This is a genomic window from Nocardia sp. Marseille-Q1738, from assembly GCF_965283145.1.
Map to the genome: position 1 here is coordinate 346,578 of NZ_CBDIMS010000005.1, position 26,937 is coordinate 373,514.

General features: G+C 67.6%; 29 protein-coding genes. 11 read left to right on the forward strand and 18 right to left on the reverse strand.

Translation table 11 applies throughout. The features are described 5' to 3' along the window. Nucleotides 1-178: 178 nt before the first annotated feature. Both ACWPXK_RS21015 and ACWPXK_RS21020 read left to right on the forward strand, forming a co-directional pair. Entirely contained in the window at nt 179-691 is a 513-nt protein-coding gene (locus tag ACWPXK_RS21015) for a mycothiol transferase (protein WP_454197859.1), read from the forward strand. A gap of 90 nt (nt 692-781) precedes the next feature. Beyond that, nucleotides 782-2,374, forward strand: coding sequence for a metallophosphoesterase (locus ACWPXK_RS21020; protein ID WP_454197860.1), 1,593 nt, complete (start codon nt 782-784; stop codon nt 2,372-2,374). Nucleotides 2,375-2,381: 7 nt separating this feature from the next. On the opposite strand, the gene ACWPXK_RS21025 is transcribed toward ACWPXK_RS21020, so the two are convergent. Next, the gene (locus tag ACWPXK_RS21025; protein ID WP_454197861.1) at nt 2,382-3,869 is read right to left on the reverse strand and encodes an AIM24 family protein; all 1,488 of its coding nucleotides are present in this window, start codon (nt 3,867-3,869) and stop codon (nt 2,382-2,384) included. A gap of 223 nt (nt 3,870-4,092) precedes the next feature. After that, complete coding sequence (locus ACWPXK_RS21030) at nt 4,093-4,389, reverse strand: hypothetical protein (protein WP_454197862.1); 297 nt, start codon at nt 4,387-4,389, stop codon at nt 4,093-4,095. A gap of 412 nt (nt 4,390-4,801) precedes the next feature. Here ACWPXK_RS21030 and ACWPXK_RS21035 point away from each other — a divergent pair, with 412 nt between their 5' ends. Beyond that, complete coding sequence (locus ACWPXK_RS21035) at nt 4,802-4,996, forward strand: hypothetical protein (protein ID WP_454197863.1); 195 nt, start codon at nt 4,802-4,804, stop codon at nt 4,994-4,996. A 71-nt stretch (nt 4,997-5,067) separates the two neighbouring features. On the opposite strand, the gene ACWPXK_RS21040 is transcribed toward ACWPXK_RS21035, so the two are convergent. The 4 genes from ACWPXK_RS21040 to ACWPXK_RS21055 form a co-directional block, all read right to left on the reverse strand. Next, complete coding sequence (locus tag ACWPXK_RS21040; protein WP_454197864.1) at nt 5,068-5,772, reverse strand: DUF6081 family protein; 705 nt, start codon at nt 5,770-5,772, stop codon at nt 5,068-5,070. Nucleotides 5,773-5,779: 7 nt separating this feature from the next. Continuing rightward, entirely contained in the window at nt 5,780-6,748 is a 969-nt protein-coding gene (locus tag ACWPXK_RS21045) for an SAM-dependent methyltransferase (protein ID WP_454197865.1), read from the reverse strand. A 76-nt stretch (nt 6,749-6,824) separates the two neighbouring features. After that, nucleotides 6,825-7,289 (reverse strand): hypothetical protein, encoded by a 465-nt coding sequence (locus tag ACWPXK_RS21050; RefSeq protein WP_454197866.1) that lies wholly within the window; start codon nt 7,287-7,289, stop codon nt 6,825-6,827. Between the two features lie 26 nt (nt 7,290-7,315). Then, a complete protein-coding gene (locus ACWPXK_RS21055; RefSeq protein ID WP_454197867.1) occupies nt 7,316-8,149 on the reverse strand; it encodes an SAM-dependent methyltransferase in 834 nt (277 codons plus the stop codon). Between the two features lie 255 nt (nt 8,150-8,404). Here ACWPXK_RS21055 and ACWPXK_RS21060 point away from each other — a divergent pair, with 255 nt between their 5' ends. Beyond that, entirely contained in the window at nt 8,405-9,298 is an 894-nt protein-coding gene (locus ACWPXK_RS21060) for a helix-turn-helix domain-containing protein (protein ID WP_454197868.1), read from the forward strand. Nucleotides 9,299-9,928: 630 nt separating this feature from the next. Here the strand turns inward: ACWPXK_RS21060 and ACWPXK_RS21065 are convergent. Together ACWPXK_RS21065 and ACWPXK_RS21070 are read right to left on the reverse strand one after the other, a co-directional pair. Beyond that, a complete protein-coding gene (locus ACWPXK_RS21065; protein ID WP_454197869.1) occupies nt 9,929-10,618 on the reverse strand; it encodes an LGFP repeat-containing protein in 690 nt (229 codons plus the stop codon). Between the two features lie 381 nt (nt 10,619-10,999). Next, nucleotides 11,000-11,881 (reverse strand): LysR family transcriptional regulator ArgP, encoded by an 882-nt coding sequence (locus ACWPXK_RS21070; RefSeq protein ID WP_454197870.1) that lies wholly within the window; start codon nt 11,879-11,881, stop codon nt 11,000-11,002. 80 nt (nt 11,882-11,961) lie between these two features. On the opposite strand from ACWPXK_RS21070, the gene ACWPXK_RS21075 reads away from it, so the two are divergent. After that, entirely contained in the window at nt 11,962-12,579 is a 618-nt protein-coding gene (locus tag ACWPXK_RS21075; RefSeq protein WP_454197992.1) for a LysE/ArgO family amino acid transporter, read from the forward strand. On the opposite strand, the gene ACWPXK_RS21080 is transcribed toward ACWPXK_RS21075, so the two are convergent. Beyond that, complete coding sequence (locus ACWPXK_RS21080; RefSeq protein WP_454197871.1) at nt 12,569-13,393, reverse strand: LLM class flavin-dependent oxidoreductase; 825 nt, start codon at nt 13,391-13,393, stop codon at nt 12,569-12,571. The genes ACWPXK_RS21075 and ACWPXK_RS21080 overlap by 11 nt on opposite strands. A gap of 263 nt (nt 13,394-13,656) precedes the next feature. On the opposite strand from ACWPXK_RS21080, the gene ACWPXK_RS21085 reads away from it, so the two are divergent. Continuing rightward, nucleotides 13,657-14,673 carry an NADP-dependent oxidoreductase gene (locus ACWPXK_RS21085; protein ID WP_454197872.1) on the forward strand — a complete coding sequence of 339 codons (1,017 nt, stop codon included), beginning with the start codon at nt 13,657-13,659 and terminating at the stop codon, nt 14,671-14,673. Here the strand turns inward: ACWPXK_RS21085 and ACWPXK_RS21090 are convergent, their stop codons facing one another. Then, the gene (locus ACWPXK_RS21090; RefSeq protein ID WP_454197873.1) at nt 14,674-15,027 is read right to left on the reverse strand and encodes a hypothetical protein; all 354 of its coding nucleotides are present in this window, start codon (nt 15,025-15,027) and stop codon (nt 14,674-14,676) included. 148 nt (nt 15,028-15,175) lie between these two features. Further along, nucleotides 15,176-15,331 (reverse strand): hypothetical protein, encoded by a 156-nt coding sequence (locus ACWPXK_RS21095; protein ID WP_454197874.1) that lies wholly within the window; start codon nt 15,329-15,331, stop codon nt 15,176-15,178. 290 nt (nt 15,332-15,621) lie between these two features. On the opposite strand from ACWPXK_RS21095, the gene ACWPXK_RS21100 reads away from it, so the two are divergent. Continuing rightward, nucleotides 15,622-15,900 carry a hypothetical protein gene (locus ACWPXK_RS21100; RefSeq protein ID WP_454197875.1) on the forward strand — a complete coding sequence of 93 codons (279 nt, stop codon included), beginning with the start codon at nt 15,622-15,624 and terminating at the stop codon, nt 15,898-15,900. Between the two features lie 152 nt (nt 15,901-16,052). Here ACWPXK_RS21100 and ACWPXK_RS21105 read toward each other — a convergent pair whose 3' ends face one another. Beyond that, complete coding sequence (locus ACWPXK_RS21105) at nt 16,053-16,472, reverse strand: hypothetical protein (protein ID WP_454197876.1); 420 nt, start codon at nt 16,470-16,472, stop codon at nt 16,053-16,055. 181 nt (nt 16,473-16,653) lie between these two features. On the opposite strand from ACWPXK_RS21105, the gene ACWPXK_RS21110 reads away from it, so the two are divergent. Continuing rightward, complete coding sequence (locus tag ACWPXK_RS21110) at nt 16,654-16,800, forward strand: hypothetical protein (RefSeq protein WP_454197877.1); 147 nt, start codon at nt 16,654-16,656, stop codon at nt 16,798-16,800. Between the two features lie 159 nt (nt 16,801-16,959). On the opposite strand, the gene ACWPXK_RS21115 is transcribed toward ACWPXK_RS21110, so the two are convergent. Continuing rightward, nucleotides 16,960-17,523 carry a hemerythrin domain-containing protein gene (locus ACWPXK_RS21115; protein WP_454197878.1) on the reverse strand — a complete coding sequence of 188 codons (564 nt, stop codon included), beginning with the start codon at nt 17,521-17,523 and terminating at the stop codon, nt 16,960-16,962. Between the two features lie 669 nt (nt 17,524-18,192). Here ACWPXK_RS21115 and ACWPXK_RS21120 point away from each other — a divergent pair. The 3 genes from ACWPXK_RS21120 (at nt 18,193) to ACWPXK_RS21130 (ending at nt 22,277) form a co-directional block, all read left to right on the forward strand. Further along, nucleotides 18,193-18,975 (forward strand): PP2C family protein-serine/threonine phosphatase, encoded by a 783-nt coding sequence (locus ACWPXK_RS21120; RefSeq protein ID WP_454197879.1) that lies wholly within the window; start codon nt 18,193-18,195, stop codon nt 18,973-18,975. Nucleotides 18,976-19,077: 102 nt separating this feature from the next. Beyond that, the gene (locus ACWPXK_RS21125; protein ID WP_454197880.1) at nt 19,078-19,932 is read left to right on the forward strand and encodes a DUF6882 domain-containing protein; all 855 of its coding nucleotides are present in this window, start codon (nt 19,078-19,080) and stop codon (nt 19,930-19,932) included. Nucleotides 19,933-20,321: 389 nt separating this feature from the next. Then, nucleotides 20,322-22,277, forward strand: a complete 1,956-nt coding sequence (locus ACWPXK_RS21130) for an FAD-dependent oxidoreductase (protein ID WP_454197881.1) — start codon at nt 20,322-20,324, stop codon at nt 22,275-22,277. A 19-nt stretch (nt 22,278-22,296) separates the two neighbouring features. On the opposite strand, the gene ACWPXK_RS21135 is transcribed toward ACWPXK_RS21130, so the two are convergent. From ACWPXK_RS21135 to ACWPXK_RS21155, 5 genes are all read right to left on the reverse strand, one after another. Further along, on the reverse strand, nt 22,297-22,671 hold the full coding sequence (locus ACWPXK_RS21135) for a DUF742 domain-containing protein (protein WP_454197882.1): 375 nt from the start codon (nt 22,669-22,671) through the stop codon (nt 22,297-22,299). Beyond that, on the reverse strand, nt 22,668-23,084 hold the full coding sequence (locus tag ACWPXK_RS21140; RefSeq protein WP_454197883.1) for a roadblock/LC7 domain-containing protein: 417 nt from the start codon (nt 23,082-23,084) through the stop codon (nt 22,668-22,670). Before ACWPXK_RS21140 ends, ACWPXK_RS21135 begins: the two co-directional genes overlap by 4 nt. A 33-nt stretch (nt 23,085-23,117) precedes the next feature. After that, complete coding sequence (locus ACWPXK_RS21145; protein WP_454197884.1) at nt 23,118-25,484, reverse strand: nitrate- and nitrite sensing domain-containing protein; 2,367 nt, start codon at nt 25,482-25,484, stop codon at nt 23,118-23,120. A gap of 301 nt (nt 25,485-25,785) precedes the next feature. Further along, nucleotides 25,786-26,301, reverse strand: coding sequence for a DMT family transporter (locus ACWPXK_RS21150; protein WP_454197885.1), 516 nt, complete (start codon nt 26,299-26,301; stop codon nt 25,786-25,788). Continuing rightward, complete coding sequence (locus ACWPXK_RS21155; RefSeq protein ID WP_454197886.1) at nt 26,298-26,822, reverse strand: DMT family transporter; 525 nt, start codon at nt 26,820-26,822, stop codon at nt 26,298-26,300. Before ACWPXK_RS21155 ends, ACWPXK_RS21150 begins: the two co-directional genes overlap by 4 nt. Nucleotides 26,823-26,937: the final 115 nt, after the last annotated feature.

Genomic DNA, 26,937 nt, shown 5'->3' on the forward strand with positions numbered 1-26,937 from the left:
GGTGACCCGGGTGAATCCGCCGGACCTGATCTCGCCATCGAATATCGTACCGTCATATAACGGCACGTTCAATGTGGTGCGATCGTGCGAGAATTTCGGCTCGCCGGCCGCGCCGACGCTCGTGCGGGGCGGTCGCGCTGGGTACCGTCATGGCACCGGACATCGAGAGGAGTCGACGATGGCTACGAGTGCCGATGTGCTGACCGATGCCTACGAGCGGATCAAAGAGACGGTGCACGAGGCGGTGGACGGGCTCGGGGAGGACGACCTCGTCCACCGAGTCGATCCAGGAGCCAACTCGATCGCGTGGCTGGTGTGGCATCTGGCCCGGGTGCAGGACGACCACATCGCCGATGTGACGGGCATCGAGCAGGTATGGACCGCGCAAGGCTGGTACGACCGGTTCGGCCTGCCCGTCGGCAAAACCGCGACCGGATACGGCGACCGGCCCGCCGACGTGGCCGTCGTCCGCGCCCCGGCCGAGCTGCTCACCGGCTATTACGACGCCGTGCACGAGCAGACGCTGCGTTTCGTTCGTGAACTCGAAGACGGCGACCTGGACCGCGTCGTCGACACCCGATGGGACCCGCCGGTGACGCTGGGCGTGCGGCTGGTCAGCGTGATCGCCGACGATTTGCAGCACGCCGGTCAAGCCGCCTTCGTGCGCGGTGTGCTCGAGCGGACGAGATGACCGGCAGCGGGAACCCGGCACGGCGCGCGTTGTCGATGCCGTGACGTAAGTTGGTGCCGCGCATCCAAAAGCTTACAGAGAGTGCCGCCAGTGGTTGTTGTGCTTGTTGCCGTCGGAGCCGTCCTCGCGGTGCTCGGCGTCGTCGCGGTGTTCGGCGCGCTGCACTGGTACCTGTGGCGGCGCCTGGTGCGGGACACGACCATCGAGGGCTCCTGGGGGCGACGCCTCGGGACCGCGGTCGTGCTGGCGGGTCCGCTGCTGCTGGTCGGGGCGACGGCCGCCGAAGTGGCGTCCGCTCCGTTCGCGGTGGTCCGGATCATCGCCTGGCCGGGCTATCTGTGGGGCGCGCTGTTCGTCTACCTGCTGCTGGCGCTGCTGGTGGGTGAGCCGATCCGGCGCCTGCTGCTGCGCTGGGTCGATCACGACCGAGTGGTGGGGGCACCGGCCGCCGTTGTCGAGGCGGAACCCGCGTCCGCTCTGCATCCCGAGCACGATGAGTCCATTGCGAGGGAACCGGGCGCCGCCGTGGTTCATGCGAACTCGGCGCTCGCGCCTGATCCCGTGCCGGAGAAGCTTGTCGCGACGGGATCGGGCGCCGTCGTGGAGGATTCGATCGCTACGCTCGCGCCGAGTCGTCTGCCGGATAAGCGTGTCGCCAGGGAGCCGGGGGCCATCGTGGACGACGCGGGCTCCGCGCTCGCCCCGAACCGTCTGCCGGACAAGGCAGTTGCGGGTGCACCGGGCGCGGCCGTCGTCGATGTGGAATCGGCGGTCGAGCCGGAACTTGTGCCGGACAAGCCTGTTGGGGCACCGGCCGAGTCCATGGCGAATGCGCCGACCACGTCCCCGGTCACTCGACTACCTCGACGCGTCTTCGTCTCGCGGGTGGTGGGCGGAGCCGCCGTGGCGGCCGCCGCGACCACGGTGGGCCTCGGAGCGTATGGCGTCCTCAACGGACCCAGCGTCAAGCGTGTGGCCGTGCCGCTGGCGAAATTGCCGCGCGGTGCCGATGGATTCCGCATCGCGGTGGTCAGCGACGTGCATCTCGGCCCGATCCTGGGCCGCGGCTTCGCCGAGCGGGTGGTCCGGACCGTCAACGACACCCAGCCCGACCTCATCGCGGTCGTCGGTGACCTGGTGGACGGCAGCGTCGAGCACCTGCGTTCGGCCGTCGAGCCGCTCGCCGGGCTGCGCGCCCGCCACGGCGCGTTCTTCGTCACCGGCAACCACGAGTACTTCTCCGGCGCCGAGCAGTGGATCGAGCACGTCCAGGAACTCGGCATGCACCTGCTCGCGAATGCCCGCACCGAACTACCCGGATTCGACCTCGCCGGAGTGAACGACGTGCAGGGCGAACGGATCGGGCAGGGCCCGGATTTCGGCAAGGCACTCGGCGACCGCGACCGCGCCCGCACGGCGGTGCTGCTGGCGCACCAGCCGATACTGATCGACGACGCGGTGGCGCACGGTGTCGATCTCCAGCTGTCCGGCCATACCCATGGCGGACAGATCTGGCCCGGCAATTACCTTGCGGGCCTGGTGAACCCGACCGTCGCCGGGCTGGAGCGCTACGGCGACACCCAGCTGTACGTCACCAGGGGAGCCGGGGCGTGGGGTCCGCCGGTGCGCGTGGGCGCACCGTCGGACATCACTGTCGTGGAGCTCGTTTCGCTCCGGGCATAACGTCGCGCTACCCGAACAGACCGCCCAGCACGCCGCCGCTCTGCCCCGCCTCCTGGCCGCCGCCGGTGCCGCCGAGGAAGCCGCCGGGCGGAAGCTCCGAGGGCTGCACGATGACGAAACCGCGGCCGGAGAACGACAGCGTGAGCCCCTCGCCGGTGCTGCGCCCCATCAGCCTGCCGAGGCCGAAGGAGTCGTTGCGCTTGATGCCGGTCTGCAAGCTCGACGACCACGCGACCGCCGCCTGCGGATCGGCGTAGGTCGGCTGATCGACGTTGAGCACCACCGGTGTGCCGTGCGTGGTGATGGCGATGCGGCCGCGGCCGGTGAAGACGCAGTTGAACAATCCGGCGTTGCTGGCGAATCCGGCGGCACCCTGCACCATCCGGATGTCGTAGCGCAGGCCGGAGTCGAACGCGAGCACGTTGGCGCCGTTGATGGTGAGGCCGTCGGTGCCGTCCAGATCGATGGTGTGCACGTCGGCGGCGCCGCTGGCGACGAACAGGTCGCCGTGGCCGGACACCTTCATCAGCGGAACGCCTTCACCGGTCAGCCGCTGCTGGATCGCCCGCCCGATACCGCCCGCGCCGAGCGCCTGGAAATGCAGGTCGCCCTGGTAGGCGACCATCGAGCCGGCCCGCGCCATGACCTCGCCGTTGACGGCGACCTTGATCATCTTGCCGCCCTGCTTCTGGATGCCGGCGCCGGTGACTTCGGCGTGGCTGGGGGCGAACAGTTCGCTCTGCATCGGCAGCGCTCCTTGCTGAGGTGAAGGCATCGGTGGTAGCGGCACCGCGGCGGGCGCGGAATAGGAGGGTTGCGGCGGATAGGCGGGTTGCGGCGAATGGGCCGTTTGCGGGGGATAGGCCGGTTGCGGCGGAGGCGATGGATAGGCCGGAGGCGGGGTATAGGCGGACTGCGGCGCGGGCTGATACGACGGAGGCACCGGAGCCGCTGGGCGAGATACCGGCGGGGAAGCAGGAGCAGGCGCTGCGGCGGGCTCGTCGTCGATGTTCACGCCGAACGCCGTCGCGATCCCGGCCAAGCCGTTGTCATAACCCTGGCCGACCGCGCGGACCTTCCATCCGCCGCCGCGCCGGTAGATCTCCACGCAGACCACGGCGGTCTCGGTGCTGAGACCGGTCATCGGGAAGGCCAGCGTGCCCGAGGGGGACGCGATGGTCGCGCGCAGCGAGCCGGCGGCCGCGAAGGTGGGCGGCCCGCTGCCGTCCAGGCTCGCGGTGACGACGATCCGGTCGACATCGGAAGGCAACGCGCTGGTCTGGATGTCCACCACGTCACCGGCGCCCTGACCGTGCCGGTAGGTGACGCCGGGCGCGACGGGCTGATTGAAGAACACGAAGTCGGCGTCGGAGCGTACTCTCCCCGCGGCGTTCAGCAGCAGCGCCGAAACGTCGACGGGAGCCGAACACGTGACGGTGACCGTCAGCCGATCTCCGGGCGCGGGGCGGTTCTCACCGCGAGCGAGATCGGTCACGGCAGGCCGCCCAGTGCGCGGGCGCGCGGTCGGTTTGACATGCGATTCACGGCCTCCAGTGTGTCGTGCGGCCGGAACGCGCGCCACAGGCGGGGCCCGAGTACGCCGCCACCAGCCTGGCATCCGGTACTGCAGTCCGGCCGCGGCGGCGTGACGGCCGCGGCTGACACGCGGCGAGAGCCGGACCGAACCGATCGGTCTCTCGCCGCAATTCACCTGTCGTTCAGAGGACTTCGGCGTACATGATGCCGTCGAGAATGCCGAATTCGACCTGCCCGGGGAACAGCGGTGGTGCGCCTGCGGCGTGCGTGGCGTGGTTGAGCGCGATGGTTTCGGTCGCCCACCGGTGCAACGGCTCCGGTAGGCGCAGGACTCGGTGGTCGGTGCAGCGAATGTAGGGGTAGGTGATCTCGCCGGGGGCGGCGAGGGGGTTGTGGATGCTGAGGGTGGCGATGTCCAGGACCAGTCCGGTGTGCTTGGGGGAGGCGACGGTCGGTGGCTGCAGTTCGATGTCGTCCATGACCGAAGACGGTAGCTCCAAGGATGCCCGAAGCGCGTGATTCCACGCGAATGTCCGCGGGATTCAGGGGAAAGTGGGGAACGGCGAGGTTCATCTAGTCGGGTGAACCCCACCGCTACCACCAGCAATCGCGGCCGGATTGGGCGTACCGGTTCCGCGTGGATGTCCCGGAGCCACCGGGACAGCGCTGAGCCTAGGCGACGCTGAACGTTCGCGGTGGTGTTTCCACCGAATCGGTGCGCGCCGTGTTCCCGGCCGAATCGGCGCGAATGGTGAGTGGGGTCACCCGACCTCGGCCTGCCGTGGGGACCGGCTCGGTTTAGGATGCGTTCGACGTGAAAAGAGCTGTGCGCGTTGAGTATCCGGCACGGCCGCGTCGGCGATTCGTTTTTTTCTCAGGAGGGTGTTAGACGTGCTGTATGGAGTCATAGCCGCCATAGTCATAACGTTGCTGGCGGTGGCGGCCGCGGCGATGGTGTGGGATCCGCGCCGTCGCGAGTTCGACGAGTACGAATTCGACGTGGAGGAGACCGACGCTATGTCGCAAGAGTACGCCCGCCAGGGCAGTGTCGAATGGCCGCGGAAGGAGATGTCCGAGCGGTGGTAGCCCCGCGATAGGCGGCGGACGAAACGGTGCCCGGTCGAAGGCGACCGGGCACCACGTGTTTTCGGACTCGATCAGTCGACGGTGAAATTCCGCCAGCACCCGTGCAGGCCCTGCCCACGCAGCGAGGTGCTGCGGCCGTCCTCGATCGGATGCAGCGTGATGATGCCGAACCCGATCTGCACCGTCTCGGGCAGTTGCGGAGCGTAAGTGCGGTATACGGGCGAGTCGTCGACGTACCAGCCGACGGTGTCGGCAGCCCGGTCGATGGTCACGGCGTAGCGGTGGAACTCGCCGGGTTTGATGTCGACGCCCGCCAGCGGCGCGTGCACCACATGAGTGAATGCCTGCTCTTTCGGGACGACACCCGGCACGAACAGCCGTTCGTGGATCGCATAGGCGTTCTCGCCGGTCGCGATCAGGTCGAACACCTGGGCACTGCCCATATCGAGAACGTTGAAGGCGGCGAACCCGTCCCGGTAGTCCTCACCGGTCACGCCGATGTTCTCGGCGGCCATCTCCACCGCGAAGGTGCGTGATCCGGCGGTGAGATCGAACGCCTCGGTCGACACCAGCAGGTGCTTGGGGTTGTCGAGGATCTGGACGTCGGCATTCGACCGGGTGAACGCGCCGATGCGGACCGACACCGTGCCGTCCCCGATCTCGGTCTCGGCGGCGGGGTCGGCGTAGCGCCAGGTCCGGTCTTCCCCGAGCGGGACCTCCAGAAAACGCCACCGGTCTTCGCGGAGATCTGGTCCGTTCAGGTCGTCGTACGTCATCGCGGCATTACCTCTCTGCCGACTCGTCATCGGCGGAACCGGGTAGATCGTTCTTGCTGGTCGAGCGGCGGCGTAACGGAGTCACGACACCGTTGGTTGAGCCCGCTTTGAATCCGACCCCGCCCAGCAGGAGGCGTTCCTCGGTCAGGCGTGGGCGCAGCGCGGGACCCATCGGCCACCAGTCGTCGAGTTCCACCAGGCCCGGCTCGATCAACTCCAAATCGCCGAAGTACGAGGCGATCTGCTCGCGGGTGCGGTACCAGCCCGAACCCAAGCCCATTTCGGTGAAACGTCGTTGCAGCTCGATGGCCATATCGTGGGCTTCGGATCCGTCGGCGGGATCCCAGAAGTGGGTGATCGCCACATAGGAACCCGCCGGGAGCGCGTCGATGTACTGCCGCATGATTCCGGCGGGATCGAGCGCGTCATCGACGTGATGCAGGATGCCGCACAGGATCAGCGCCAGCGGGCGGGTGAGGTCGAGATGCGGCGTGACCTCCGAGTGCGCCAGCAAGGTCTGCGGCTCGGTCAGATCCGCGGGCACGAAATGGGTGTACTCGTTGCGTTCGAGCAGCACCCGGCCGTGGATATTGCACACCGGGTCGTTGTCGACGTACACCACGCGCGCTCGCGGATTCTGCTGTTGCGCGATCTCGTGGGTGTTGCCGACCGTCGGCAAACCCGCTCCGACATCGAGGAATTGGTCGATGCCGACGGTATCGGCGAGATATCGCACCACGCGGTGCAGCCAGCGGCGGTTCATCCAGGCCACATCGCTCTGTCGCGGCGCCACCTCGGCGACCTTGTCGCGGACGAAGCGGTCGACTTCGTAATTGTCTTTGCCACCCAGGGTCGCGTCGTAGACGCGGGCGATGCTCGCGCGTGTCGTGTCCACGCCGACCGGCACCCTGACGCCGGTCCGGGGAGCGGTATCGGACATGGAGACCTCTCTCTGCGTTTCCGTGGCCTGGCTCATCAGCGTAGAGTCCCTCGAATTCCCGGGCAATCGTGCGGATGCGTTCGGCCAGAGACGATTTCGTCTGGTTCGCGGCTTATACGCCCGGCCGGTGCAGCACGCGTCCTGGCAGCAAACCACCCTGCACGTGGGTGACCCGCCACCAGTCGACCTGCACCACCACCGCCTCGATCGGTGTGGACAGGAACGGTTCGATCCGCGGCTCCTTGCGCAGCAGGGCCTGGAAGGTCTCCTCCCGCTCGCTGGATTGCGTTCGCACCGCAGCGGTGCCCAAACCCTGGGCGAACGGGTTGAGGAATCCGTCGGGGACGACTTTGACTCCGATGCTCGGGTTCGCGCGCAGCCCGGCCAATGTCCGTCCCCCGGACTCGAGCGCGAGCGTCAAGCGGAACGGATCGCCGTCCAGCTCGGCGAAGAACGCGTTCGAGCACCAGTTGACGCCCTCCTTGGAGGTCGCGAGGTCGATGCTGGTGAAACGGAGGACCTCGGACAGCGTGTCCTGGATGTCCTGATCGCTGATCTGCACGTCGTTCGATGTCATATCGCGCTCCGTGGTGGGGGAAGGGTTTACGGTTTGCGGCCGAGGCCGCCGATGATGAGACGTTCGTCGGGCCACGGCGTGCGCAGCGCGGGCCCGCCGGGCCACCAATCGTGCAGCTCCACCAGTCCGGGTGGAACCATGTCCAGTCCCGCGAAGAACGCCTGGATCTCCGCGCGGGTGCGCCACCGGCCGGTACCGAGCCGCTCGTCCCGCAGCGCCCGCTCGGCCTGCCTTGCCAGCCCGTGCAGGTACTCGTCCTCGTCGGCCGGATCGAAGAAGTGGCTGATCATCACGTACGAGCCGGGGGCAAGGCGCTCGACGTACCGGCGCATGATGCCCGCCGGGTCCTGATCGTCGTCGATGTGATGCAATGTGCCGCATTGCATCAGCAGCAAGGGACGGTCCAGGTCGAGGAATTCGCCGATCGCGGGGTTGCCGAATACGTCGGTGGGCCGGGTCAGATCGAGGCCGAGGAAGTGGGTGCGTTCGTTCGCCTCGAGGAGTTCCCTGCCGCGCGTGGCGCAGACCGGGTCGTTGTCCACGTAGACCACCGTGACCTCGGCGTCGAGTTCCTGGGCGATCTCATGGGTGTTCTTCTGCGTGGGCAGTCCGCTGCCCAGATCGAGGATCTGATCGATGCCCGCCGAGCGGGTGACGTACCGGACCACACGCTCGAGCCAGCGCCGGTTGGCGGTGCCGACGTCGTCTTGGTGCGGCACCACCTTCTTCAGGTGCTCGTAGGCCTCCCGGTCCACCTCGAACCAGTTCGTCCCGCCGAGGGCGTAGTCGTACACGCGTGCGATGCTCGGGGTATTCGGGTCGACTCCCGCTAGCCGGGTCGACCCTTCTGCTGACGTCATGGCTCTCCTCCTCCGCGCGGCCACCGTCGGGGGCGACTCTACGCACACCGGTTCCGGCTTGCCCAGCCTTGCGGTCAAGATATTGCGTTGCCGCTCTTGCGAATACATGCACGCGCACCGAAGTTTGCGGTTCGTCGTCGCATCGTGATCGGGGCCGGGGGTACGTCCGAGTAGGATCAGCAGCCGACGTCGAGTGAGCTGTAATGGTGGAGGCATCGCGCCCCGCGGTCTACCCCGCATCGACCGGAGGCACCCATGATCAACGATGAGGACGGCGGCGACACCGCGGAATTCCCTGCCGCAGAACGCGGTCCGACCGTTCTGCGGATCGCGCTCGGCAGCCGGTTGCGTCAGCTCCGCGAGGGCTGCGGGATCACCAGGGAGGCCGCGGGCGACTCCATCCGCGGTTCGCATGCCAAGATCAGTCGTCTGGAGCTGGGCCGCACCGGGTTCAAGGAACGGGATCTACGCGACCTGCTGACCCTGTACGGCATTGTCGACCCCACTGAACGCGAAACGTACTTCGAACTGGCGCGCCGCGCCAACGACCCGGGCTGGTGGCAGCGCTACAGCGATCTGCTCCCGACGTGGTTCGAGACCTACATCGGCCTCGAACAGGCCGCCACCACGATCCGCACCTACGAGGCGCAGTTCATTCCGGGCCTGCTGCAGACCGCCGACTACGCGCGTGCGGTGATCCAGCTCGGTAACAATGACGAGACCGAGCGCCGGGTCGCCATCCGCATGCGCCGTCAGCGGATTCTCGACCGGGCAGCCGCTCCCACCCTCTGGGCGGTCATCGACGAGAACGCGCTGCGTCGGCCGGTCGGCGGGACGCGAGTTCTGCGGGAGCAGATCGAGTACCTGGTCGAGATGGCCGCCCGCGCGAATGTCAGGATCCAGGTCCTGACGTACGCGGCCGGAGGGCACTCGGCCGCGGGAGGACCGTTCAGCATTCTCCGATTCCCGGAGCCCGAACTGCCCGACATCGTCTACACCGAGCAACTCACCAGCTCGCTCTACTTCGAGAAACGACGCGACGTAGAGGTGTATATGTCCGTCATGAACCGGCTCAGCGTGGAAGCACTGTCGCCCGCGGACAGCGTGCGCTTTCTGCGCGCGCTGCTGTCGGAGAACCTCTCCGGTTAGCGGAACGCCTGATTTCGCTCTGGATCGGCTCACCCGGCGAGTCGGCACGCTGTGCCGTGCTCCGCGGTGGCGGGTAGCTGGCGCCGGGCGTTAGCTCATGAGTGCTTCGTCGCTGTGGCGGTCCTGAGGTGCGGCATCCGCTTCGTACGCGTAGCGGCCACTCGGGCAGCCGTGAGAGCGGGATGAGCGCGGTGCTTTTGACGAATCAACCAGGAACAGACGGCAATTGCTCCGAGGGAACGCGAATGCGATTGTTGTCGAGGCCAATTGGCTCGAGCCCTGGCTGTGATAGACAACAGTTTGGTATCGGGGACCATTCGCTGATGCCGATTCGTTATCAATGTAGCCGTCTCGACCTCGATTTCAGAGGATCTCGGGTCCGCTGTTGTCCATGCACATGCACGCGCGCATGTGCGTACCGATGGACGATCATCGCAGCGACGCCGTCGAAACGATGTGGCAGTATCCCTGTCGAGGTCGGGGTCTGAGGATCGACTCGGGCACAGGCTGGTTCGGCCGCGGCGGCCCCAATATTGGTTGGGGCCGCCGGCGGAGCCGACGTGACCGCATGGAATCACCGGATTGCCGAGAGTTCACGGCGACACGACGATGCTGTGGTCGCTCGTGAAATCAAGGCCTCCAGGTGATCCGGCCGCCCTGGAAGTCTTGGGCTTTGCCGTTCTGGAAGTCGTATTCGTCGCTGGTGGGATAGCCGTAGCGGCCCGCTTCGCCGCCCGCGGCTTCCCAGGACTCACGGATCGCTCCCCAGATGACGTGGGCGTCGGTCAGCGGAGACCAGTAGATGGCGCCGCCGCCGAAGAGGTTGTAGCGGCCGTAGCCGGCGCGCGCGGGTGATTCGTCGGTGATGGGAAAGCCCAGCGGGCTGTTCTCCCACCCGTAGGAGCCCCACTTGTCCCGGATCGTGCCGCCGATCTGATGAGCGGCGGTGCCGATCGACCAATAGATCGAGCCGTTCTGGAAGACGTTGTAGCGGCCGGGTTTGGACGGTGTCGCTGCTTCGCGGATGACGGGGTAACCGAGCAGCCCGCCCTCGAAGCCGAGGTCGCCCCATTTGTCGCGGATGGCGCCACCGATTTGATGGGCGCCGGTGTCGGGGTGCCAGTAGATGGAAGAACCGCGCTCGAAAGCCTGGTAGCGGCCGCCGCGTGCGGCGGCGGATTCGGGGGAGACCGGGTCGCCGAAGAACGCGGGTCCACCGGCTCGGTCGTATTCGACCTCGATCGCTCCGCCCACGTCGAAGGGGCCGATGGGGCGTGCGGCCGCGTCGGTTCCGATGCCGGTCAGCAGGATGCCGATCATGGCGGCACCGGCGGCTACGCCACGAGTGCGCGATCGGTGCGAACGACGGTGCCGTGCCAAGTGAACTCCTCGAGCATCTGGTATCGGGTGCGAGGTGGAGCTGAACCTGTGGTCGCCGTGCGGAATCAAACTACCTCTCGACAGGCCGAGACGGCCGGATCGGACGTGCGTGAACCGCCGAGTGTCGTGGCGGGTGTCGCCCGCGGCCGCCGAGTCGCCGCACCGAAAGTCCATCCACCCTTCGCCCGACTCCGAATCACCTTGCGGTGCTGCCGTGCCCACGGTCGCGCCTTCTCGGATACGGCGTCGCCGGGGTGGGAGTGCTCGCACTTCTGGCCCGGCGATGTCAGGGGCCGCGAATGTATTGCCGGGAAACGAAGCTCAGCGCAGCACGGCTGCGGCCGCGGCGGCGATGGTCGCGGCGACGGCGCCGAGGGCGGGGGAGTCCAGGCGCCACTGCTGCCAGTACAAGGGGACGTCGATGACGACGCCGGGATCGATCGAGACCAGGCGCCCGGCGGCCTGATCCTCTCGCGTTTGCAGGTCGGGCAGCATGCCCCAGCCGAGTCCGAGACGGACCGCCTCGGCGAACCCGGTGGACGAAGGGACATAGTGGCGCGGCGGGTTCAGCGGTTTGCGGCTGCGCCGGCGCAAAAGGCGATCTTGCAGGTCGTCTTTGCGGTCGAACAGCACCACCGGTGCCGCCGCGTAGGACTTCGCCGTCGCGCCGTCGGCGAACCAGGTCTCGGCGAACTCCGGACTGGCCATCGGCCGATAGCGGATTGCGCCGAGACGATCCACCTTGCAGCCTTGCACCGGTTGCGCGGTGGACGTAATCGCGGCCATCACGGTGCCGTCGCGCAGCAACCGCGTGGTGTGCTCCTCGTCCTCGCGATGGATCTCGAAGCACACTCCACGCGGCGCGCGGCCGAGCGCGGGCATCACCCAGGTCTCCAGCGAGTCGGCGTTGACCGCGATCGGCACCCGGATCGGACCGTCCGAGGGGTGGCCACCCAGCTCGCGCGCGGTGTCCGCGGCCAGCAGCTGGATCTGCCTGGCCAGCCGGAGCACGGCGAGGCCGGATTCGGTGGCACGCACCGGTTTCGTACGTTGCACGAGAATCCGTCCCGCCGAGTCCTCCAGTGCCTTGATCCGCTGACTGATCGCCGACGGGGTGACGCTCAATCGCCGCGCCGCGGCGTCGAACGTCCCCTCGGTGATCGCGGCGTCGAGGGCGCGGAGCTGGTCGAGCTGAACATCCATGGTTAAGAGATGCTAATGACAAGTAAGAATCTTTAGCTTGTCTGGGTATGGTGCCCGGCTTAGCGTCGCTGGATGTGAGTATTTCTTCCGCGGCGGTGGCGGCCGCGTCCGGTTTGGGCTTCGGCCTGTCACTGATCGTGGCGATCGGTGCGCAGAACGCGTTCGTCCTGCGGCAGGGAATCAGCGGCAGGCACGTGCCGGCGGTGGTTATGGTGTGCGCGGTCTCGGACATCGTGCTGATCGCGGCCGGGGTCGGCGGGTTCGGCGTGATCGTCCAGGCCGCTCCGGCGGTGCTGGTGGTGGCGCGCTACGCGGGCGCGGCGTTCCTGATCGGCTACGCGGTGCTGGCGGCACGGCGAGCGTTCGACTCGACCGCGCTGACCGTCGAATCGGCGCGGGCCACCGCGGCATTCGGTGCCACGGTGGCCACCTGCCTGGCATTGACCTGGCTCAACCCGCACGTCTACCTGGACACCGTGGTGCTGCTCGGCTCCTTCGCCAGCACCTATGGCAGTCCGGATCGCTGGTTCCTCGGTGCGGGGGCGATGCTGGCCAGCGTGCTCTGGTTCACCACGCTGGGATTCGGCGCGCGACTGCTCGGCCCACTGTTCGTTCGCCCGTCCGCGTGGCGGGTGCTGGATACGGTGATCGCGGTGGTGCTGCTCAGCCTGGGCCTAGGGCTGCTCTTCATTGGGTGAGCAGGGTATTCAGCTGTTCCTTGATCTTCGCGGCGAACTCGTAATCGGCGCGCCACTCCGCTCCGGAGGGAGCCAGGATGACACGTTCCGCACCCGCGTCCGCGTAGGCGGCCAATTGGTCGGCGGCGTGGCCGGGATCGGTTGCCAGCGAGGGCGCGACGACTGTGACGGTGGGGGGACGACGGCCGTACTCATCGGCGAGCGAAGCCAACTCGGCCTTGCTCGCCCGCACCTGATCCGGTTCGAGACCGATCCCGACCCAGCCGTCCGCGTAGGCGGCGGCGCGTCGGCGCGCCCGCGCACCGTCGCCGGCCACGAGTACCGGTGGCATGGCCGCGCCCGGTGACAGGGTGACCACGGTCCCGTCGGCGAGCGTCGTCGGCTGCCCGGCGACCAGGTCGGGCAGCACGCGCAATGCCTCGTCTGTGCGACGGCCGCGCTCGGCGAACGGTGCTGCCGCCGCGCGCCATCCGACGTCGCCATGCGCCGGGTTGCCCGTGCCGACACCGAGGATCAGCCGGTCGCCGGAGACGTACTGCAACGTGGCGATCTGCTTCGCGGCCCAGGCCGCCGGGCGCAGCGCCAGCAACAGCACGCTGTAGCCGATGCGGATGCGGTCGGTCACGGCGGCGGCGGTGGCCAGCACCACGGTGCTGTCCAGGATCGGTGCACTGGCCACGAGATGATCGGTGGACCACACCGAGTCGAGGCCGATCTGTTCGGCGAAACGGGCGCTCGCCCGCACGTCGCCGAGGATGGGATGGGCGGGATCGGGCGTCGAGGTGGGCAGGATGGTGCCGATTTCCAAGGTCATGGTTTCGACGCTACGAAGCCGCGGTTGCCCCGCCAATGTTCCCGTCGCTCATCTCGATGTCACGGACGCTCACGTCGATCCTGCTGGTCGGCACTCGGTTTCGTTACCGGGAAGCGGTTTCGACGACGGCCGCTTGGTCACGGGCCAGACGCTGGAGGTGAACGGCGGCTCATTCCTCGGGCGGAGAACGCCGTCCTGGTGATCGCCGGACACGCGCGGGCGCGCACTCTCGGCGCCCGCGCCGCGCGGCTAGGGTGAGCGGCATGGTCGAGTCGACACGGATCGTGCTTGCCTCCCGGCCGGTGGGTGCGCCCACGCCGGAGAATTTCCGGACCGAAACAGTGGAACTGCCCGCTCCGGGCGAGGGAGAAGTGCTGCTGCGAACGTTGTATCTGTCCCTCGATCCGTACATGCGCGGCCGGATGAGCTCGGCGAAGTCCTACGCCGAACCGGTGGAGATCGGTGGGGTGATGGTCGGCGCGACGGTGGCCGAAGTCCTCGAATCCCGCGACCCGTCGGTGGCGAAAGGCGATCTGGTGCTGGCGTATTCGGGCTGGCAAACGCATGACGTCGCACCGGCGCGTGGCCTCCGCGCCCTGGATCCGGCGACGGCTCCGGTCTCGACCGCGCTCGGTGTGCTCGGCATGCCGGGATTCACCGCGTACGCCGGACTGAGCAAGATCGGCAGGCCGCAGCCCGGCGAGACACTCGTGGTCGCCGCCGCCACCGGGCCGGTGGGCTCGGCCGTCGGCCAGATCGCCAAGATCAAGGGTGCGCGCACCGTCGGCATCGCGGGTGGGCAGCGCAAGGTCGCCTACCTGAACGAACTCGGTTTCGACGTCGCACTCGACCACCGTGCGCCCGATTTCGCGGAGCAATTGGCGGCGGCGGTCCCCAACGGTATCGACGTCTACTTCGAGAACGTCGGCGGCGCGGTGGCCGACGCGGTCTACCCGCTGCTGAACACCTATGCGCGTGTGCCGGTCTGCGGCCTGATCGCCGACTACAACGTGACCGGCGTTCAAGAGGGGCCGGACCGGCTGCCCGCCTTCTACGGCCGCATCCTCACCAAGAGCCTCACCGTGCGTGGATTCATCCAGACCGAGTTCGTCCGCGAGCTGTATCCGGACTTCCTGCGCGAGATGGGCGAATGGGTCGCCGACGGTCGCGTCCGCTATCGCGAGGACGTGGTGAACGGCTTGGCCGCCGCCCCCGAAGCCTTCATCGGCATGCTCGAGGGCCGGAACTTCGGCAAGGTCGTGGTGCAGGTCGCCGACTGATCAGCTCGCGGCCGCGCCCCCGCCGATGCCGAGGTAGACCACCATCAGGACGAACAGGAACCAGCCCGCCCCCTGCCAGATCGGCCAGGCGCGGCCGCGGCGCCACTGGAGGAAGGTTTCGACGAAGGCGCCGATCCCGCCGATCAGCAGGACGGCCGACGGTCCGATCACCACGGCGGTTTCCGCGGTGGTGTCGCACAGCAGCGTGTCCGCGTCCACACACTCGCTCTGCGCGGCCCACAGCAGGATGAGCAGGAAGACGAGCGTGGCCGTGGCGATGACCGAGGCGACATAGCTTGCGGCACGGCGGAACATCCGCGGATCGTGCCAGCGCTTCTCGACATCGTCGACCATTGTCACCTCGCCGTACTCGGCCGTTGGGTTCCCTCGTCGTGATTTCCGAACGGCGACGGCTCAAACGTCATCGCCTGCCCGGGTCCCGTGGCGAACCTGGCCGCGATCTCCCGCGCGGTGACCTACGCGAGCCCGGATTCTGGGCCGGTCAGTGCAGCGAGGGGTCCGCGCGTCCGCCGTGTCGTTCGGTGGAGCGCAGCTCGAACCAATAAGCCGCGATAGCGGTGGCGTAACCGGCCACGACAGCCGTGGCCGTGACAATCAGCAGTGTGATGAGAAGTGGAATCAAGAAAGCGGTGTGCATTGTGCCCTCCCCGCGGTCACGGTGATGTCTGCGGTAGGGTCGGCGCCGCACTGCACCGACATCATGTCAGCCCCTGCACTAGTGAAATCCTAAAGGTGACAGCCCCGCTCGGCACGGAGCGACGCTGTGACTCGCGTCATGCGCGGTGCGGTGTGTCGCGGGGAGTACACCACCGCCATACGTTCTAATCGATCTTGTCACGAGTTTGCCGCTCAGCAGCTCCGCTCTTTTCTCTCGAACTTGTCTCCGGCATTACCTTCGGCATGCGAAAAAGGAGCACGAACGTGAGCATGATTCTCGCCGCGCTACACGAGACAGTGGTGGCGCAGTTCGAAAATCCGACTCCGGAAGAGCCGCCGATGGCGGACAAACTGATGCAGCTGGGTCGCTACTTCACCTGGCTTGTCCAGCTCTCCGGCATTACGGCGATCACATACGGCGGTGGCAGGTTCGCATGGGAGAAGTGGAACGGCGGCACCCTGCAGTCGCCCAAGATGGTCGCCAGCGCGATGGCGGGCGGCGCGGTGGCGACGAGCGCGGGCACGATCATGAACGCCATCATCGGCTGACGGGCGGCCGTGACTCGTGACCACCGGCTCGACGGATTCCCGTCGGGCCGGTTCTTGGCGTCGTCCACCTCGACTACGGCCCGGCTCGAGCCTGACACCCCGCCGCTGGGCGGTCCTGTGGACCGCCCAGGCCATTGCGCCCGGCCTGCTGATCACTCGGGCGGTGCGGCGTGGCGGATTTCGTCCGCCACCGAGCCACCCGCGACATCGGCCGCGACGCCGAGTTCCTCCTCGTAGCTGTGCTCGACGGGCACCTCGTCGCTGTCGGACGTGATATCCCTGAGTTTCTCGGTGTCCTCGGCTCCCGGCTCCCCGCCGGGGTCGACATCGGGCTCCTCCTCGGCGAGCCGGTCTCCGATCGGTCGAGGATGGGCTTCCTCCCAGTGCGTCATGCCGTACCGGGTGGCTCCCGACCAGTGCTCGGGCGGGTCCATCCCGGCCTCGAGCGGATCGGAACGCAGCCGGTCCTCGTCCAGATCCTCGGCGCTGCTGAGGGCGGCCGGATCGGATTCCGCCGAGTCGGGCGCGCCCGTGTCCTGGGGTGGGTCGTAGGTGTCTTTCGGTTCGGTCATTGCCGGCTCCTCTCCTACATCGAGCGACTTCCCGCCACCGTGGACACCAAACACCGCAGGTGAGCTGCCATATTTTCGTCGTCGCGCCCGGCCGGTGGCATTCGCCACAGGCACATCGCGACGATCGGCGCCGAAAGCGGGTATGCGACTCCCCGACGCAAGCCGACCGAAGGAGGATGTCATGTCCGTTTCGGCCTCGCGCCCGCCGTACCGCGCCGGTCGACGCCGTTATCGCGGCGATTCCGATGCGGAGGGTTCGATCCGTCTGACCGTCGCGGCATGGGTGCTGATGGTGTGCGTGCTGAGTGTCGCGCTGGTTCTGCTGTGAGGGCGGATGCGCTGACCCGATCCGAGCGCTGCGGGCAGGCGGACGGTCTGCGGCAATGCGTGCGGACCCGAGTCTGTAGCGGCTGACCGAGTACGAGAGCGCTGCGCCGGGTCGCCCTGATCAGGGCGACCCGGCGCAGCGGGTCGAAGGGAGTCCTGCTCAGCGTGGCTTGGTGATCATGTCCTTGGCGCGATCCATCATCGCCGCGAACGGACCGACGAGAGCGTTGGCCGCGGCCGACTCGACGCCGGGATGGGGGCGGGTCGGTGCCATGGCTTCGGCGAGTTGGACCGTGCTGCGCATCCGTTTCAGGGACTCGGGGTCCATTTCTTGGCGCAGACGGTTGAACTCCTCGGTCTCCTCGTGGTCGGCGTGCGCCAGTACGGCCCGGCGCAACCCGTCCAGCTTCACCTCGAACTCCACCGAGCCGATGTCGAGCTCTTCGAGATCCGCCAGCTGCTTCTTCGCCTTGTTCTCCTCTTCGAGACGCGCCTCGACGATGCCGGCGCCGTCGCCGATCTCCCGGCGTGCGCGCGGGTGGATGATCTCCTCCTCGGCGGTCTCGTGCACCGCCAGGAGCCGTCGCAGCTCGAAGAACTTCTTCTCACGCTCCTTGACATCGGATGCCTGAGCGGTTTCGACGAACAGCTGCCGGATCCGTCCGTGTTGCTCGACCAAGAAGTCGACGGCGTCCGAGGTCGAATTGATCGTTGCAGGCGACATGCTTGTTCTCCTTCCAGGATGGCCGCTTCATCTCGCCGCCGACCAGGTATGAAGCCAGCGGCTACCGGTGCGATACAAGCGCCTTCGCACAGCGCATTCCCGCGCCGGGGCTTACGAAACCCGACGTCTCGGCCGCGATACAGCACCGGCCTCGCGGCGGATTCGCCGAGTCCGGCGGGCCACCGCTCGGTGGAGTCGCCGGCGAGGGCGACTCCCCGCCGGGCTCTCCCGGCTCGGCGTGCATCGGACCTCGAATGATGGGTATGCGCGGCCATGACGGTGATGCCGTGTGGCGCACCGGTGCGAGATATCCGATCGCGTGCTCCGGGAGGGCTTGTGTCTTCGTTCATTTCGTTTCTCACGCTCATGCTCATGCTGCCGGGTTTGGCAGCGGCCGCGGCGTATGCCACGGTGGCGGTGAGTGTGTGGCTCGAGGGCCGCCATACGGCCGGTGACTCGGCCGTGCGTCCCGACGTCCGCAGCCCGGCAGATCGGGACACCGACATAATTGGTCAGATGACCATGACATAAATCGGCACGCGAGCCGTGACCCGATTGATGACTGATTCTCAGCAGTTACACGGGGGCCTCTGGCGAAGCGCACGGATTGGGCCGGTGTCCTGAAGAGGCGCGCCGATCGGCGGCACCACCCCCAGCCCGAGGAGAGCCATGCCTTCCGCCACCACCCCGAGCATGCCGCGGATCCGGACGCTCGGGCTCGGCGGCGCACGCTGCGGATCGGTGAGCCGGCGTGGCGAGCGGTCGATCAACGCGGATGCGGTGGCCGTCGAGACGGACCCGGTGACGGGGGCGACGGCGTTCGTGGTCGCCGATGGCGTCGGTGACCATCTCCTGGCCGCGAAGGCGGCGCGCACGGCGGCATCCGTGGCGGCGCGGGTTGGCGCGCGTCGCGGGGCGCGGGCGGCAATCCTTGCGTCGCAACGGGAATTGCGGCAGGCCGTCCCGGAGCCTTCGGCCGACAGCGTGTTGGTCGTCGCGGTGCTGCCCGCCACGAGCGGGCCCGAGGGGCCCTGCGAGGTGGCCTGGGTCGGTGACTGTCGCGCGTACCGGTGGAACGGGCGTGTACTGCACCAGATCACCACCGACCACACCGTCGAGGAGTTGTGCCGAGCCCGCGGGCTCGTTCCTGCGCGACGGACGAGTCATCTCGTCACCACGTCGGTGCGCACCGTGCGACCGGCCGAGATCGGCTACGCCGTGACCGGATCGAGCACGGGCAGGCTGCTGCTGAGCACAGACGGAGTGCACAAGCGACTCGGCATCGCCACGATCAAAGCCTTGCTCGCAGCGGGCGGCACGATCGAAACCGTCGCGAACACCCTGGTGGATACCGCACTTCGTGCCGGGGGGACCGACAACACCACCGCACTTGTCGTGGACGTACCGTCCCGCATGGACGAGGAGACCGGGGCCGCGGACGCGAACAGCTGAAAGGCTCCGCATGCTGGACTCGCCTGCACGGTGACCGATACCACGTCCGCCTATGTGATCCGATCAGCAGCGGAGCAGTGCCATTTCAGTACGCTGACGCAGGTGTCCGAACCTGTGCCACTGACGAGGCTCCTCGATGACGCGGGATTGCTGTCGCTCGAGCATCGCCTCCATCTCGAAGAAGTGCTGGGCGAGCACGTATGGCACGCGGATCTGGACGCACGGCGGCTCGAATTCGTCGGCGAAACGGGCTCCTTCGTATGCACCAAGGTCCACCTGATCGGCACGGCCGACGCCGAGTCCTGGCTGTGGGGATGGGCCAACCCATGGGGTTACCCGCCGGCGCTGCTCCGGGCCGCGGAAATGGTGCGCGAGTTCGGTATTCGCTACGGCGTCGCCGAATTGTGCTCGGCGGAGCTGCCGGTCTCCCTCGCGGGCGCGGCGCCCGAGCCGCACCAGGTCGCCGGGTTGCTTGCGGACGCCGCGAAGATCGTCTGTGGCCGCTGGAGTTCCTACTGCGGTGTCACCGACGGCACGTGCGTGGCGTTTCTCGTCGAACATCCGGCGTTCCTGCTGCCGCCGCCCACGGCGTCCAGCCTCGCGCGCGTGTTGGCCTTCGGTGTCGGTGCCGTGCCGCTGAGCGATCATCGACGCGCCGTGCACAGCTACCTGACCCGGCGGGGCCTGCGCACCGAATTTCTCGATGATTACCGGTGGCTCGAATTCAGTGGCCACGGTGTCGCGGGTGACATCGAATTCGACGACGGCGGAAATGTCGCCGGTCTCGATGTTCGCGTGGACCTGGATCGGGACGAGCCGCCGTCCCTTCCGAAACCACCGTCCGCGCAATCGTGCCGAGCATCGGTGTCGCGCGGCCGGCGGCCCGCGGCTGGTCACCCGGGACTTTCGCCAGGGTCGCGGGTCACGGACCTGGATCTCGACCCACCCCGCCGCTGACCGGCCGAGCGTGACACAGGCGTCGATCGGCGTCGTGCTCGAGGTTCGCGGTCGAACGGGGGCGGGCGCCGCCGTCATGGTGCAGGGCGCCACTGTGCGCGGCCTCTCGCGGCTCTTTCGGTACCCGGCGTCGCGGGATCGGCCCAGGCGGGCTTGCGCCGTGCTCACAGCGAGTCGACGACCTTCCTGGTGTCGGGGGTTGCCGGTGGGCCCGCTCGGCGCCGCGCACGGCCGGGAAGCTGTGGTGTGCGGACAATCCATGCGCCGCTATGTGTCTGTTGATTCTGTGCAATATGAGCATTTAAACACTGGTAAATAGGGATTTTGTAACCGCCTGTTCGCGCGATGTGATACAACGCTACCAGCGGATACGGAGGGTACTGTTCGATATGGAACCAACGGCCAAGCAGCGCGCCGCGCTGAGCATCATCTGCGACACCTTCAACCCCGGCGACGGGCTGGCGCTGCCCGGCGCTAGTGCGCTCGGTGCGGTCGATACGGTCTTCCGACTGCTTGGCCGTAATCCCCGGCAGGCCGAGAAGAAGCAGTTGGCCATGTTGCTGGACTTCTGGGACTCACCGCTGACCGGCTTGCTCACCGGCAGCGGCCCCCGACGGTTCTCGAGCTTGTCGCAGCAGCAGCGGGAGCGGGCGCTGCTACGGCTCGCCGATTCGCGCTTCGCGTCGGTGCGCGTGATCTTCCAGGCGCTCAAGCAAGCTTCGCTGCTGTCCTACAACATCACTCCCGGCCCCTCCGGCGCCAACCCACTCTGGAAAGAGATCGGCTATCCCGCCCCCGCGGGCCCGCTGCCGACGGCGCCGGAGCCCTCGTTGAATCCACTGCGATGCGGCGAGAACACGGAGTTGTCCTGCGATGTGGTGGTGGTCGGCTCGGGCGCAGGTGGGGGTGCCGCGGCCGCGGTGCTGGCCGAAGCGGGTCTCGACGTCGTGCTGCTGGAACGCGGAAACTATTACGACGACCGGGATTTCGGCACCGGCGAACTCGGCGCGCTACAGCACCTGTACGCGCCGGGCCCGTCCGCATCCGCGGAAGGTCAGATCACTCTTGTCGCGGGTACCTGCCTGGGCGGCGGAACCGTGGTCAACTGGAGCACCTCCTTGCCCACGCCCGACGACGTCCGGACGGAGTGGGCCGCCCTGGGTGCCCGGCAATTCGCCGGGGCCGAATTCGGCGACGCACTCGACGCGGTGCGGCGGCGGCTCGGCGTCACCGACGGGCGCTCGGCGCTGTCGGCGCGCGACGGCATCCTGGAGCGCGGTGCCCTGGCGCTGGGCTGGGACGTGGAGACCTTGCCACGCAACGTCTCCGACGCCTGCGATGCCGGTGTGGAGTGCGGCCGATGCGGTTACGGATGCCGGTTGGGTGCCAAACAGTCGGTGACCAAGACCTGGCTCGCGGATGCGGCCGAACGGGGTGCGCGACTGGTCGTGGACGCCGACGTACGGCAGATCAATCGCAAAAATGGTCGTGCGCACGGTGTTTCGGCACGCACCTCGGATGGCGTCGAGATCGAGGTGCACGCTCGTGCGGTGGTGGTCGCGGCCGGTGCCATCCAGACGCCCGCGCTGCTGCGGCGTTCCGGACTGCGTAACAAGAACATCGGCCGCTACCTGCGTCTGCATCCGGCCGCTGCCGTGTTCGGGGTGTTCGACGAGGAGATCCGCCCATGGGAGGGCGGCATGCAGACCCGCATCTGCCGCAGGCACCGCAATCTGGACGGCAACGGCTACGGCGTCATCTACGAAACCGGACCGGTGCATCCCGGCCTCGCCACCGGATTCATGAGCTGGCGCGGCGCGTCCGACCATCGTGCCGTCATGCTCGACTTCGCGCGGACCAACGCCATCGGCATCATCACGCGCGACCGTGATCCGGGTACCGTTTCCATCGATCGCAGCGGTGAGCCGTTCGTCGAATACCGGCTGTCGGACTATGACGCCGCCCATATGCATACCGGAATCGAAGGAGCCGCAAGCATTCTGGAGGCCGCCGGGGCACGCCGCATCTTCTCCGGACACCAGGCGGGCATCTCCTACGAACCGGGTAAGCGCGGCTCGCATGCCGATTTCGCCGCCGCCTGCCGGTCCGCCGGATATGGGCCGGGACAATGCTCGATGGGTGCCCTGCACATCATGGGCTCGGCCCGGATGGGCGGCTCACCGGACATGTCGGCCACCAACCCCGACGGCGCCACCTGGGAGGTGCCGAATATCGTCGTCGCCGACGCCTCGTCCTTCCCGACCGCATCAGGGGTCAACCCCATGGTGTCGATCGAGGCGATCGCCTACATGAACGCGAAACGGCTGGCCGCGCAGCTTCGTTGACGTGACGGCAGGGCGGTTGTCAGATCGCTCGAATTCCGTTCAGCACGGCATGGAGCAAGCCGAGGTCCGAGTTGGCCTCCACCGTCGACCGCTCCGGCCGGCAGACCAGCCGGCCGTCATCGATCAGGTCGCCGACGAGAACCTTCGTCATCGTCAAGGGAAGGCCCAGTCGCGCCGCCACCTCGGCCACCGATTGCGGGGTGCGGCACAATTGGACGATGGCGGCGTATTCCGGTTCGGTGCGCCGCAGTACGGCACCGTCCCCGGCGTCGATCACCAGGGTGGCCACGTTCAATTCCGGCCGCACGGCACGACCCCGGCCGCGGGTGATGGCGTAGAGCCGGACCAGCGGGCCGGCGTCCTCCTCATACCAGGGTTCGCGCGGATAACTCATGGCTGTGTCGAAGCGGGCGGGTGCGGGCGCATGTCGACCGACAGATGTGTGCCGACCCGCTGTACCGTCTGATTCATCTGGTAGGCCACCATGCCCATGTCGGCGTCCTCGGACGCCAGCAGCGCCAAGCAGGCGTTGGCGCCCGCCGCGGTGACGAACAGCACCGCGCGGTCGAGTTCCACCACCGTCTGGCTGACCCCACCGGCATCGAAATGGTGGCCCACGCTGCGCGACAGACTGTGCAGCGCCGACGCCATCGCGCAGAACCGCTCGGCATCGGTCCGGTCCAGCTGATTCGAATGGCCGAGCAGCAGCCCGTCCGAGGACAGCAGGACGGCCGACCGCGCTCCGGTCAGTCCGTTGACCAGCTCGTCGAGCAGCCAGCCGAGGCCGGTTGCCGGGGAAGTAGTCATCGTCGCCTTCTCGTGGTGAGTTTTCGTCGCGGTCTAGTCGACGTCGGGCTGTGTCCGGCGTCCCTGGCGGGTGCCGTTCTCGATGGCACTCATCAGATTGCGTGCCTCGTCGGCGGTTCGCTGCCGCACCGGCGCGACGTCGGGCGTCGCCGTCTCCGTCGCGGATTCGGACTGGCGGCGGCGTCGCGGTAGCGGTGGCCGGGAATCAGGTGCTGCCGGGGAGGACGAGCCCTGTTCGGAGTACGGTGTGAACCATGCCGATTGCCGCGCTACCGGTGACGGCTGAGGTGTCGCGTCGTCCGGCGCTGTGGTGCCCGCGGCCTCGATCGGCTCGAGCTCGTCGTTCTCATCGTGGGATGGGCTCTGCGGCTGCAGGAGTGCGGTCGGGATGAGCACCACCGCCCGGACACCGCCGTAGACCGATTCGCCCAACCGCACCGAAATGCCGTGGCGATTGGCCAGTTTCGCGACGACGAACAACCCCAGCCGGGTGTCGCTGGACAGCGACACCACGCTGAAGTCCGGTGGATTCGACAGCAGGTCGTTGCGCGCGGCGAAGTCGGCCTCCGACATGCCCAGACCCTGATCGATGATCTCGACCGCGACGCCGCGCCCGACCACGACGCCGGATACCTCGACGCGCGCCTGTGGGGGTGAGAACGCGGTCGCGTTGTCCATCAGTTCGGCCATCAGATGGATCAGGTCGGCTACGGCGTTGCTCGACACCTGCGCCTCCGGCATCCGACCGGTCTGGATCCGGGCGTAATCGAGGCTTTCCGCGACGGCGCCGCGGACCAGCTCCAGCAGCGGAACCGGCTTACGCCAACGGCGACCGGGTTGCTCGCCACCGAGAATGATGAGGTTCTCCGCATTACGTCTGGCCCGGGTGGCCAGGTGGTCGAGCTGGAACAGCAGCTCGAGCTGGTCGGCGTTCTCCTCCTTGCGTTCGGCCTGGTCGAGCAGTGCGAGCTGGCGATGCACCACGACCTGGCTGCGATGGGCGATATTGAGGAACACCGCGTTGACGCCAGCGCGCGTCTTCGCCTCGGCGACCGCCGCGCCCACGGCCGCGACATGGGCCCGGTTGAAGGCGTCGGCCACTTGGCCGAGTTCGTCGGTGCCGAAATCCAGACGCGACGCCTCGGCCGTCGAATCGATGTTCTCGCCCTGACCGAGACGGCGCATCAGATCGGGCAGCTGATGGTCCGCCAATTCCAAGGTGTCGCGGCGCAATCGGCGCATGCGCCCGATGAAGCGATTGGCCAGCACCAATGCCGCCAGGAAGGCGAGGGTGGTGATAAGCAGCACCGCTGCGCCGCCGAGCAGCGACTGTTGCGCGGTCCGCTCGCCGTGTTCCCGTGCGATGTCGTGAGCGTCGCGGCTCTGGTCCTCCCAGAGCTTCAGCAGGGCCGAGACCACCTGACCGGATGCCTCCTGCCAGGCCGCGACGCTCATGGGGAGCGGGGCGGTTGTGGACGTGGAGCGAGAGTCCTGGGACCGTCCCGTGCCGTCGCTGGAACGAGTGGACTCGTCGGAGGCGGTGTCGTTCGCCGACACCGGACCGCGCAACATCACCGCGTCCTGCATCGCGATCACCTTGCGATAGGCCGGTCCGGCGGTGATCTCGTTGAGCTGAGCGAGCCTGGCGCCCTTCAGCACCCGCCCTGAATAAGCCACCTCACTGCGGAATTCGCCCACCAGCCGGTTGAATTCGGTGAGCTGCGCGGGAGTGTGTTCGCCGAGGGTCAGCGCTACCGCGCCCAATGTATCCGCCATCGACAGCGACTCGGCTGCTCGCAGCGGATCGACGCCATAGCCCAGTTCGACGGCGATGTCGGCCTCCGGCGCTACCCTGGCGGCCAGCATCGACGCGGCGATGATCGTTCCGATGACCTGGCTGAAGAATTCGAACACCTGATTCGGCGGGACCTGCTGCGCGTCGACCCCACCGCGCAACGTCGGAACCATCTGGAACAGCTTGTTGTAACCCTCGATATCGCTGGCGGAACCGCCGGGATTGAGTTTGCGGGCGGCATCACCCTTGGCCCGCACCGCCGCCAGCGCCGCGTCCGAGCGTTGGCGCGCGGCGGCAAGCCCCTGCGCGAGTTCGGCATCGCCCGCCAGATACAGCAGCGACAACCGCCGCTCCTCTTCGAACGCTTGCACCATGAGAATGGCAGGTCCGGTGGTGCTGCTGGCCAGCTCCGCCCATTCCTTCGACGCCCGGCTGGAATTCACCAGATAGCCTGCCGCGCCGACGCCGATCGCGAGGAGCGTGACGCTGGAGATGAGCACGATCGCCAACAGCCGCACGCGCACACCGACTCGACCACGGACGTTGCGCTGGCTCGACCTCGCCAGTCCCACAGCGGATTTGCGCAGCTCGGCCCACTTGCTCACGCGTAATGCCTACCTCCGACGCGGCCCCGTCCAGCCCGGACGGCGCCTCACCCAATACCCGCGCAGAGCGTAACGAAACTATCCCGCCACAACCGCGGATCGTGCACAGTTGTGACAGGTAACATCGCCCTGGTCGAGCTCGTCAACCCCGCCGTATTGTCGCTCGTGGCGGGCGAGAAGTACGCCGGTGCCGCCGGGCACGGCGCAAAATCGCCGCCGGGACCACGGGCAGTGGCAGCGCGGGGCTGAGCACTCAGCGTGCAGCGCGGCCCAGTGCGTGGTTGCGAGCTTGTCCGCGGTCTCAGTATTTCGCCATCAGGTAGGAGCCGACGATGATCATGGCGCAAGCCGCGACGCGTCGGGCACTGATCCGGCGACGCGGGAAGCCCAGCACTCCGAAGTGGTCCATCGCCGCCGCGACGAACATCTGACCGGCGATGATCAAGGCGTTGAACGTGCCGACTCCGACGCTGGAGGCGAACGCGATCATGGCGAAGATCGCCGCGCCGCCGGTGAGGCCGCCGAATGGCGCCCACTTGGGCATGGCCACGAGGTCGGCTCGGGTGGGCCACTCCTGGCGGCGCCAAACCACGAGCGAGGCAAGGAGAATCGCGCCGACGCCGGTGAGGGCCACAGCGTAGGAGATCACCCCGCACAACCAGACGTCCTTCAGCGCCAGCTTCAGCGTGTTCTGGCATCCGGCCTCGACGGACCGCAACGCGCCGCCGACCAGCATGAGCACGAAGATCAGCACCATCGTCGAGCGCGCCGGTGTGGGACGTTTCTCCGCGGTGGTACCGGTAGCGGTCGTGGTCATCGGGAAATCCCCTCGGCTGTGGCGGTGTTGAGTGAGGCGGGTGCTTGTTCCGGCGAGTCGCTGGCCATCAGGTAGACCGCTACCGTGATCAACCCGACGGCGACCAGGCGGGGCAGGGTGATTTCCCTGGTGTCGAACCCCATCAGCCCTAGGTGATCCATCACCAGCGCGACCACCATCTCGCTCACGATGACCACCGCGTTGAAGGTCGCCACGCCGACGTACTTGGCAACGGTGATCATGCCGACCACCGCCACACCGCCGATCAAGCCGCCGAACGGCGCCCACCACGGCATCTGCCGCAGGTCGTCGAGACTCGGCCACGCCGACGGCGCGACCACCTTCGACACCGCCAGGAAGATCGAGAAGCCGGCCAGCGCAACGGCATACGAGAACACCGCGCACAGCCACACGTTCCGCACATAGATTTTCTGCGTGTTCTGGAACCCGACCTCGACGGACCGCAGCCCACCGGACACGAAAATGAAGAGGAATACCAGCCCGAGACCGATGAAGGCCATGACCCGTCCTTCTGTTCAGGAAGCAGAAGCCAGTACGAACTCGGCGACGGGCGCTGAGGCCTGTTGGGTTCGCGGCACCTGGCGTGACCTGAGTAACGTACCGTTGGCCAACGGT

Excerpts from the sequence above, each read along its gene's own strand:
- ACWPXK_RS21090 (WP_454197873.1), bottom strand. The coding sequence starts at position 15,027 with ATGGTCGACGATGTCGAGAAGCGCTGGCACGATCCGCGGATGTTCCGC.
- ACWPXK_RS21140 (WP_454197883.1), bottom strand. The coding sequence starts at position 23,084 with ATGACTACTTCCCCGGCAACCGGCCTCGGCTGGCTGCTCGACGAGCTG.
- ACWPXK_RS21015 (WP_454197859.1), top strand. The coding sequence starts at position 179 with ATGGCTACGAGTGCCGATGTGCTGACCGATGCCTACGAGCGGATCAAA.
- ACWPXK_RS21085 (WP_454197872.1), top strand. The coding sequence starts at position 13,657 with ATGGTCGAGTCGACACGGATCGTGCTTGCCTCCCGGCCGGTGGGTGCG.
- ACWPXK_RS21100 (WP_454197875.1), top strand. The coding sequence starts at position 15,622 with ATGATTCTCGCCGCGCTACACGAGACAGTGGTGGCGCAGTTCGAAAAT.
- ACWPXK_RS21150 (WP_454197885.1), bottom strand. The coding sequence starts at position 26,301 with ATGACCACGACCGCTACCGGTACCACCGCGGAGAAACGTCCCACACCG.
- ACWPXK_RS21135 (WP_454197882.1), bottom strand. The coding sequence starts at position 22,671 with ATGAGTTATCCGCGCGAACCCTGGTATGAGGAGGACGCCGGCCCGCTG.
- ACWPXK_RS21030 (WP_454197862.1), bottom strand. The coding sequence starts at position 4,389 with ATGGACGACATCGAACTGCAGCCACCGACCGTCGCCTCCCCCAAGCAC.
- ACWPXK_RS21050 (WP_454197866.1), bottom strand. The coding sequence starts at position 7,289 with ATGACATCGAACGACGTGCAGATCAGCGATCAGGACATCCAGGACACG.
- ACWPXK_RS21115 (WP_454197878.1), bottom strand. The coding sequence starts at position 17,523 with ATGTCGCCTGCAACGATCAATTCGACCTCGGACGCCGTCGACTTCTTG.
- ACWPXK_RS21055 (WP_454197867.1), bottom strand. The coding sequence starts at position 8,149 with ATGACGTCAGCAGAAGGGTCGACCCGGCTAGCGGGAGTCGACCCGAAT.
- ACWPXK_RS21155 (WP_454197886.1), bottom strand. The coding sequence starts at position 26,822 with ATGGCCTTCATCGGTCTCGGGCTGGTATTCCTCTTCATTTTCGTGTCC.
- ACWPXK_RS21060 (WP_454197868.1), top strand. The coding sequence starts at position 8,405 with ATGATCAACGATGAGGACGGCGGCGACACCGCGGAATTCCCTGCCGCA.
- ACWPXK_RS21065 (WP_454197869.1), bottom strand. The coding sequence starts at position 10,618 with ATGATCGGCATCCTGCTGACCGGCATCGGAACCGACGCGGCCGCACGC.
- ACWPXK_RS21095 (WP_454197874.1), bottom strand. The coding sequence starts at position 15,331 with ATGCACACCGCTTTCTTGATTCCACTTCTCATCACACTGCTGATTGTC.
- ACWPXK_RS21130 (WP_454197881.1), top strand. The coding sequence starts at position 20,322 with ATGGAACCAACGGCCAAGCAGCGCGCCGCGCTGAGCATCATCTGCGAC.
- ACWPXK_RS21120 (WP_454197879.1), top strand. The coding sequence starts at position 18,193 with ATGCCTTCCGCCACCACCCCGAGCATGCCGCGGATCCGGACGCTCGGG.
- ACWPXK_RS21070 (WP_454197870.1), bottom strand. The coding sequence starts at position 11,881 with ATGGATGTTCAGCTCGACCAGCTCCGCGCCCTCGACGCCGCGATCACC.
- ACWPXK_RS21105 (WP_454197876.1), bottom strand. The coding sequence starts at position 16,472 with ATGACCGAACCGAAAGACACCTACGACCCACCCCAGGACACGGGCGCG.
- ACWPXK_RS21040 (WP_454197864.1), bottom strand. The coding sequence starts at position 5,772 with ATGACGTACGACGACCTGAACGGACCAGATCTCCGCGAAGACCGGTGG.
- ACWPXK_RS21110 (WP_454197877.1), top strand. The coding sequence starts at position 16,654 with ATGTCCGTTTCGGCCTCGCGCCCGCCGTACCGCGCCGGTCGACGCCGT.
- ACWPXK_RS21080 (WP_454197871.1), bottom strand. The coding sequence starts at position 13,393 with ATGACCTTGGAAATCGGCACCATCCTGCCCACCTCGACGCCCGATCCC.
- ACWPXK_RS21045 (WP_454197865.1), bottom strand. The coding sequence starts at position 6,748 with ATGAGCCAGGCCACGGAAACGCAGAGAGAGGTCTCCATGTCCGATACC.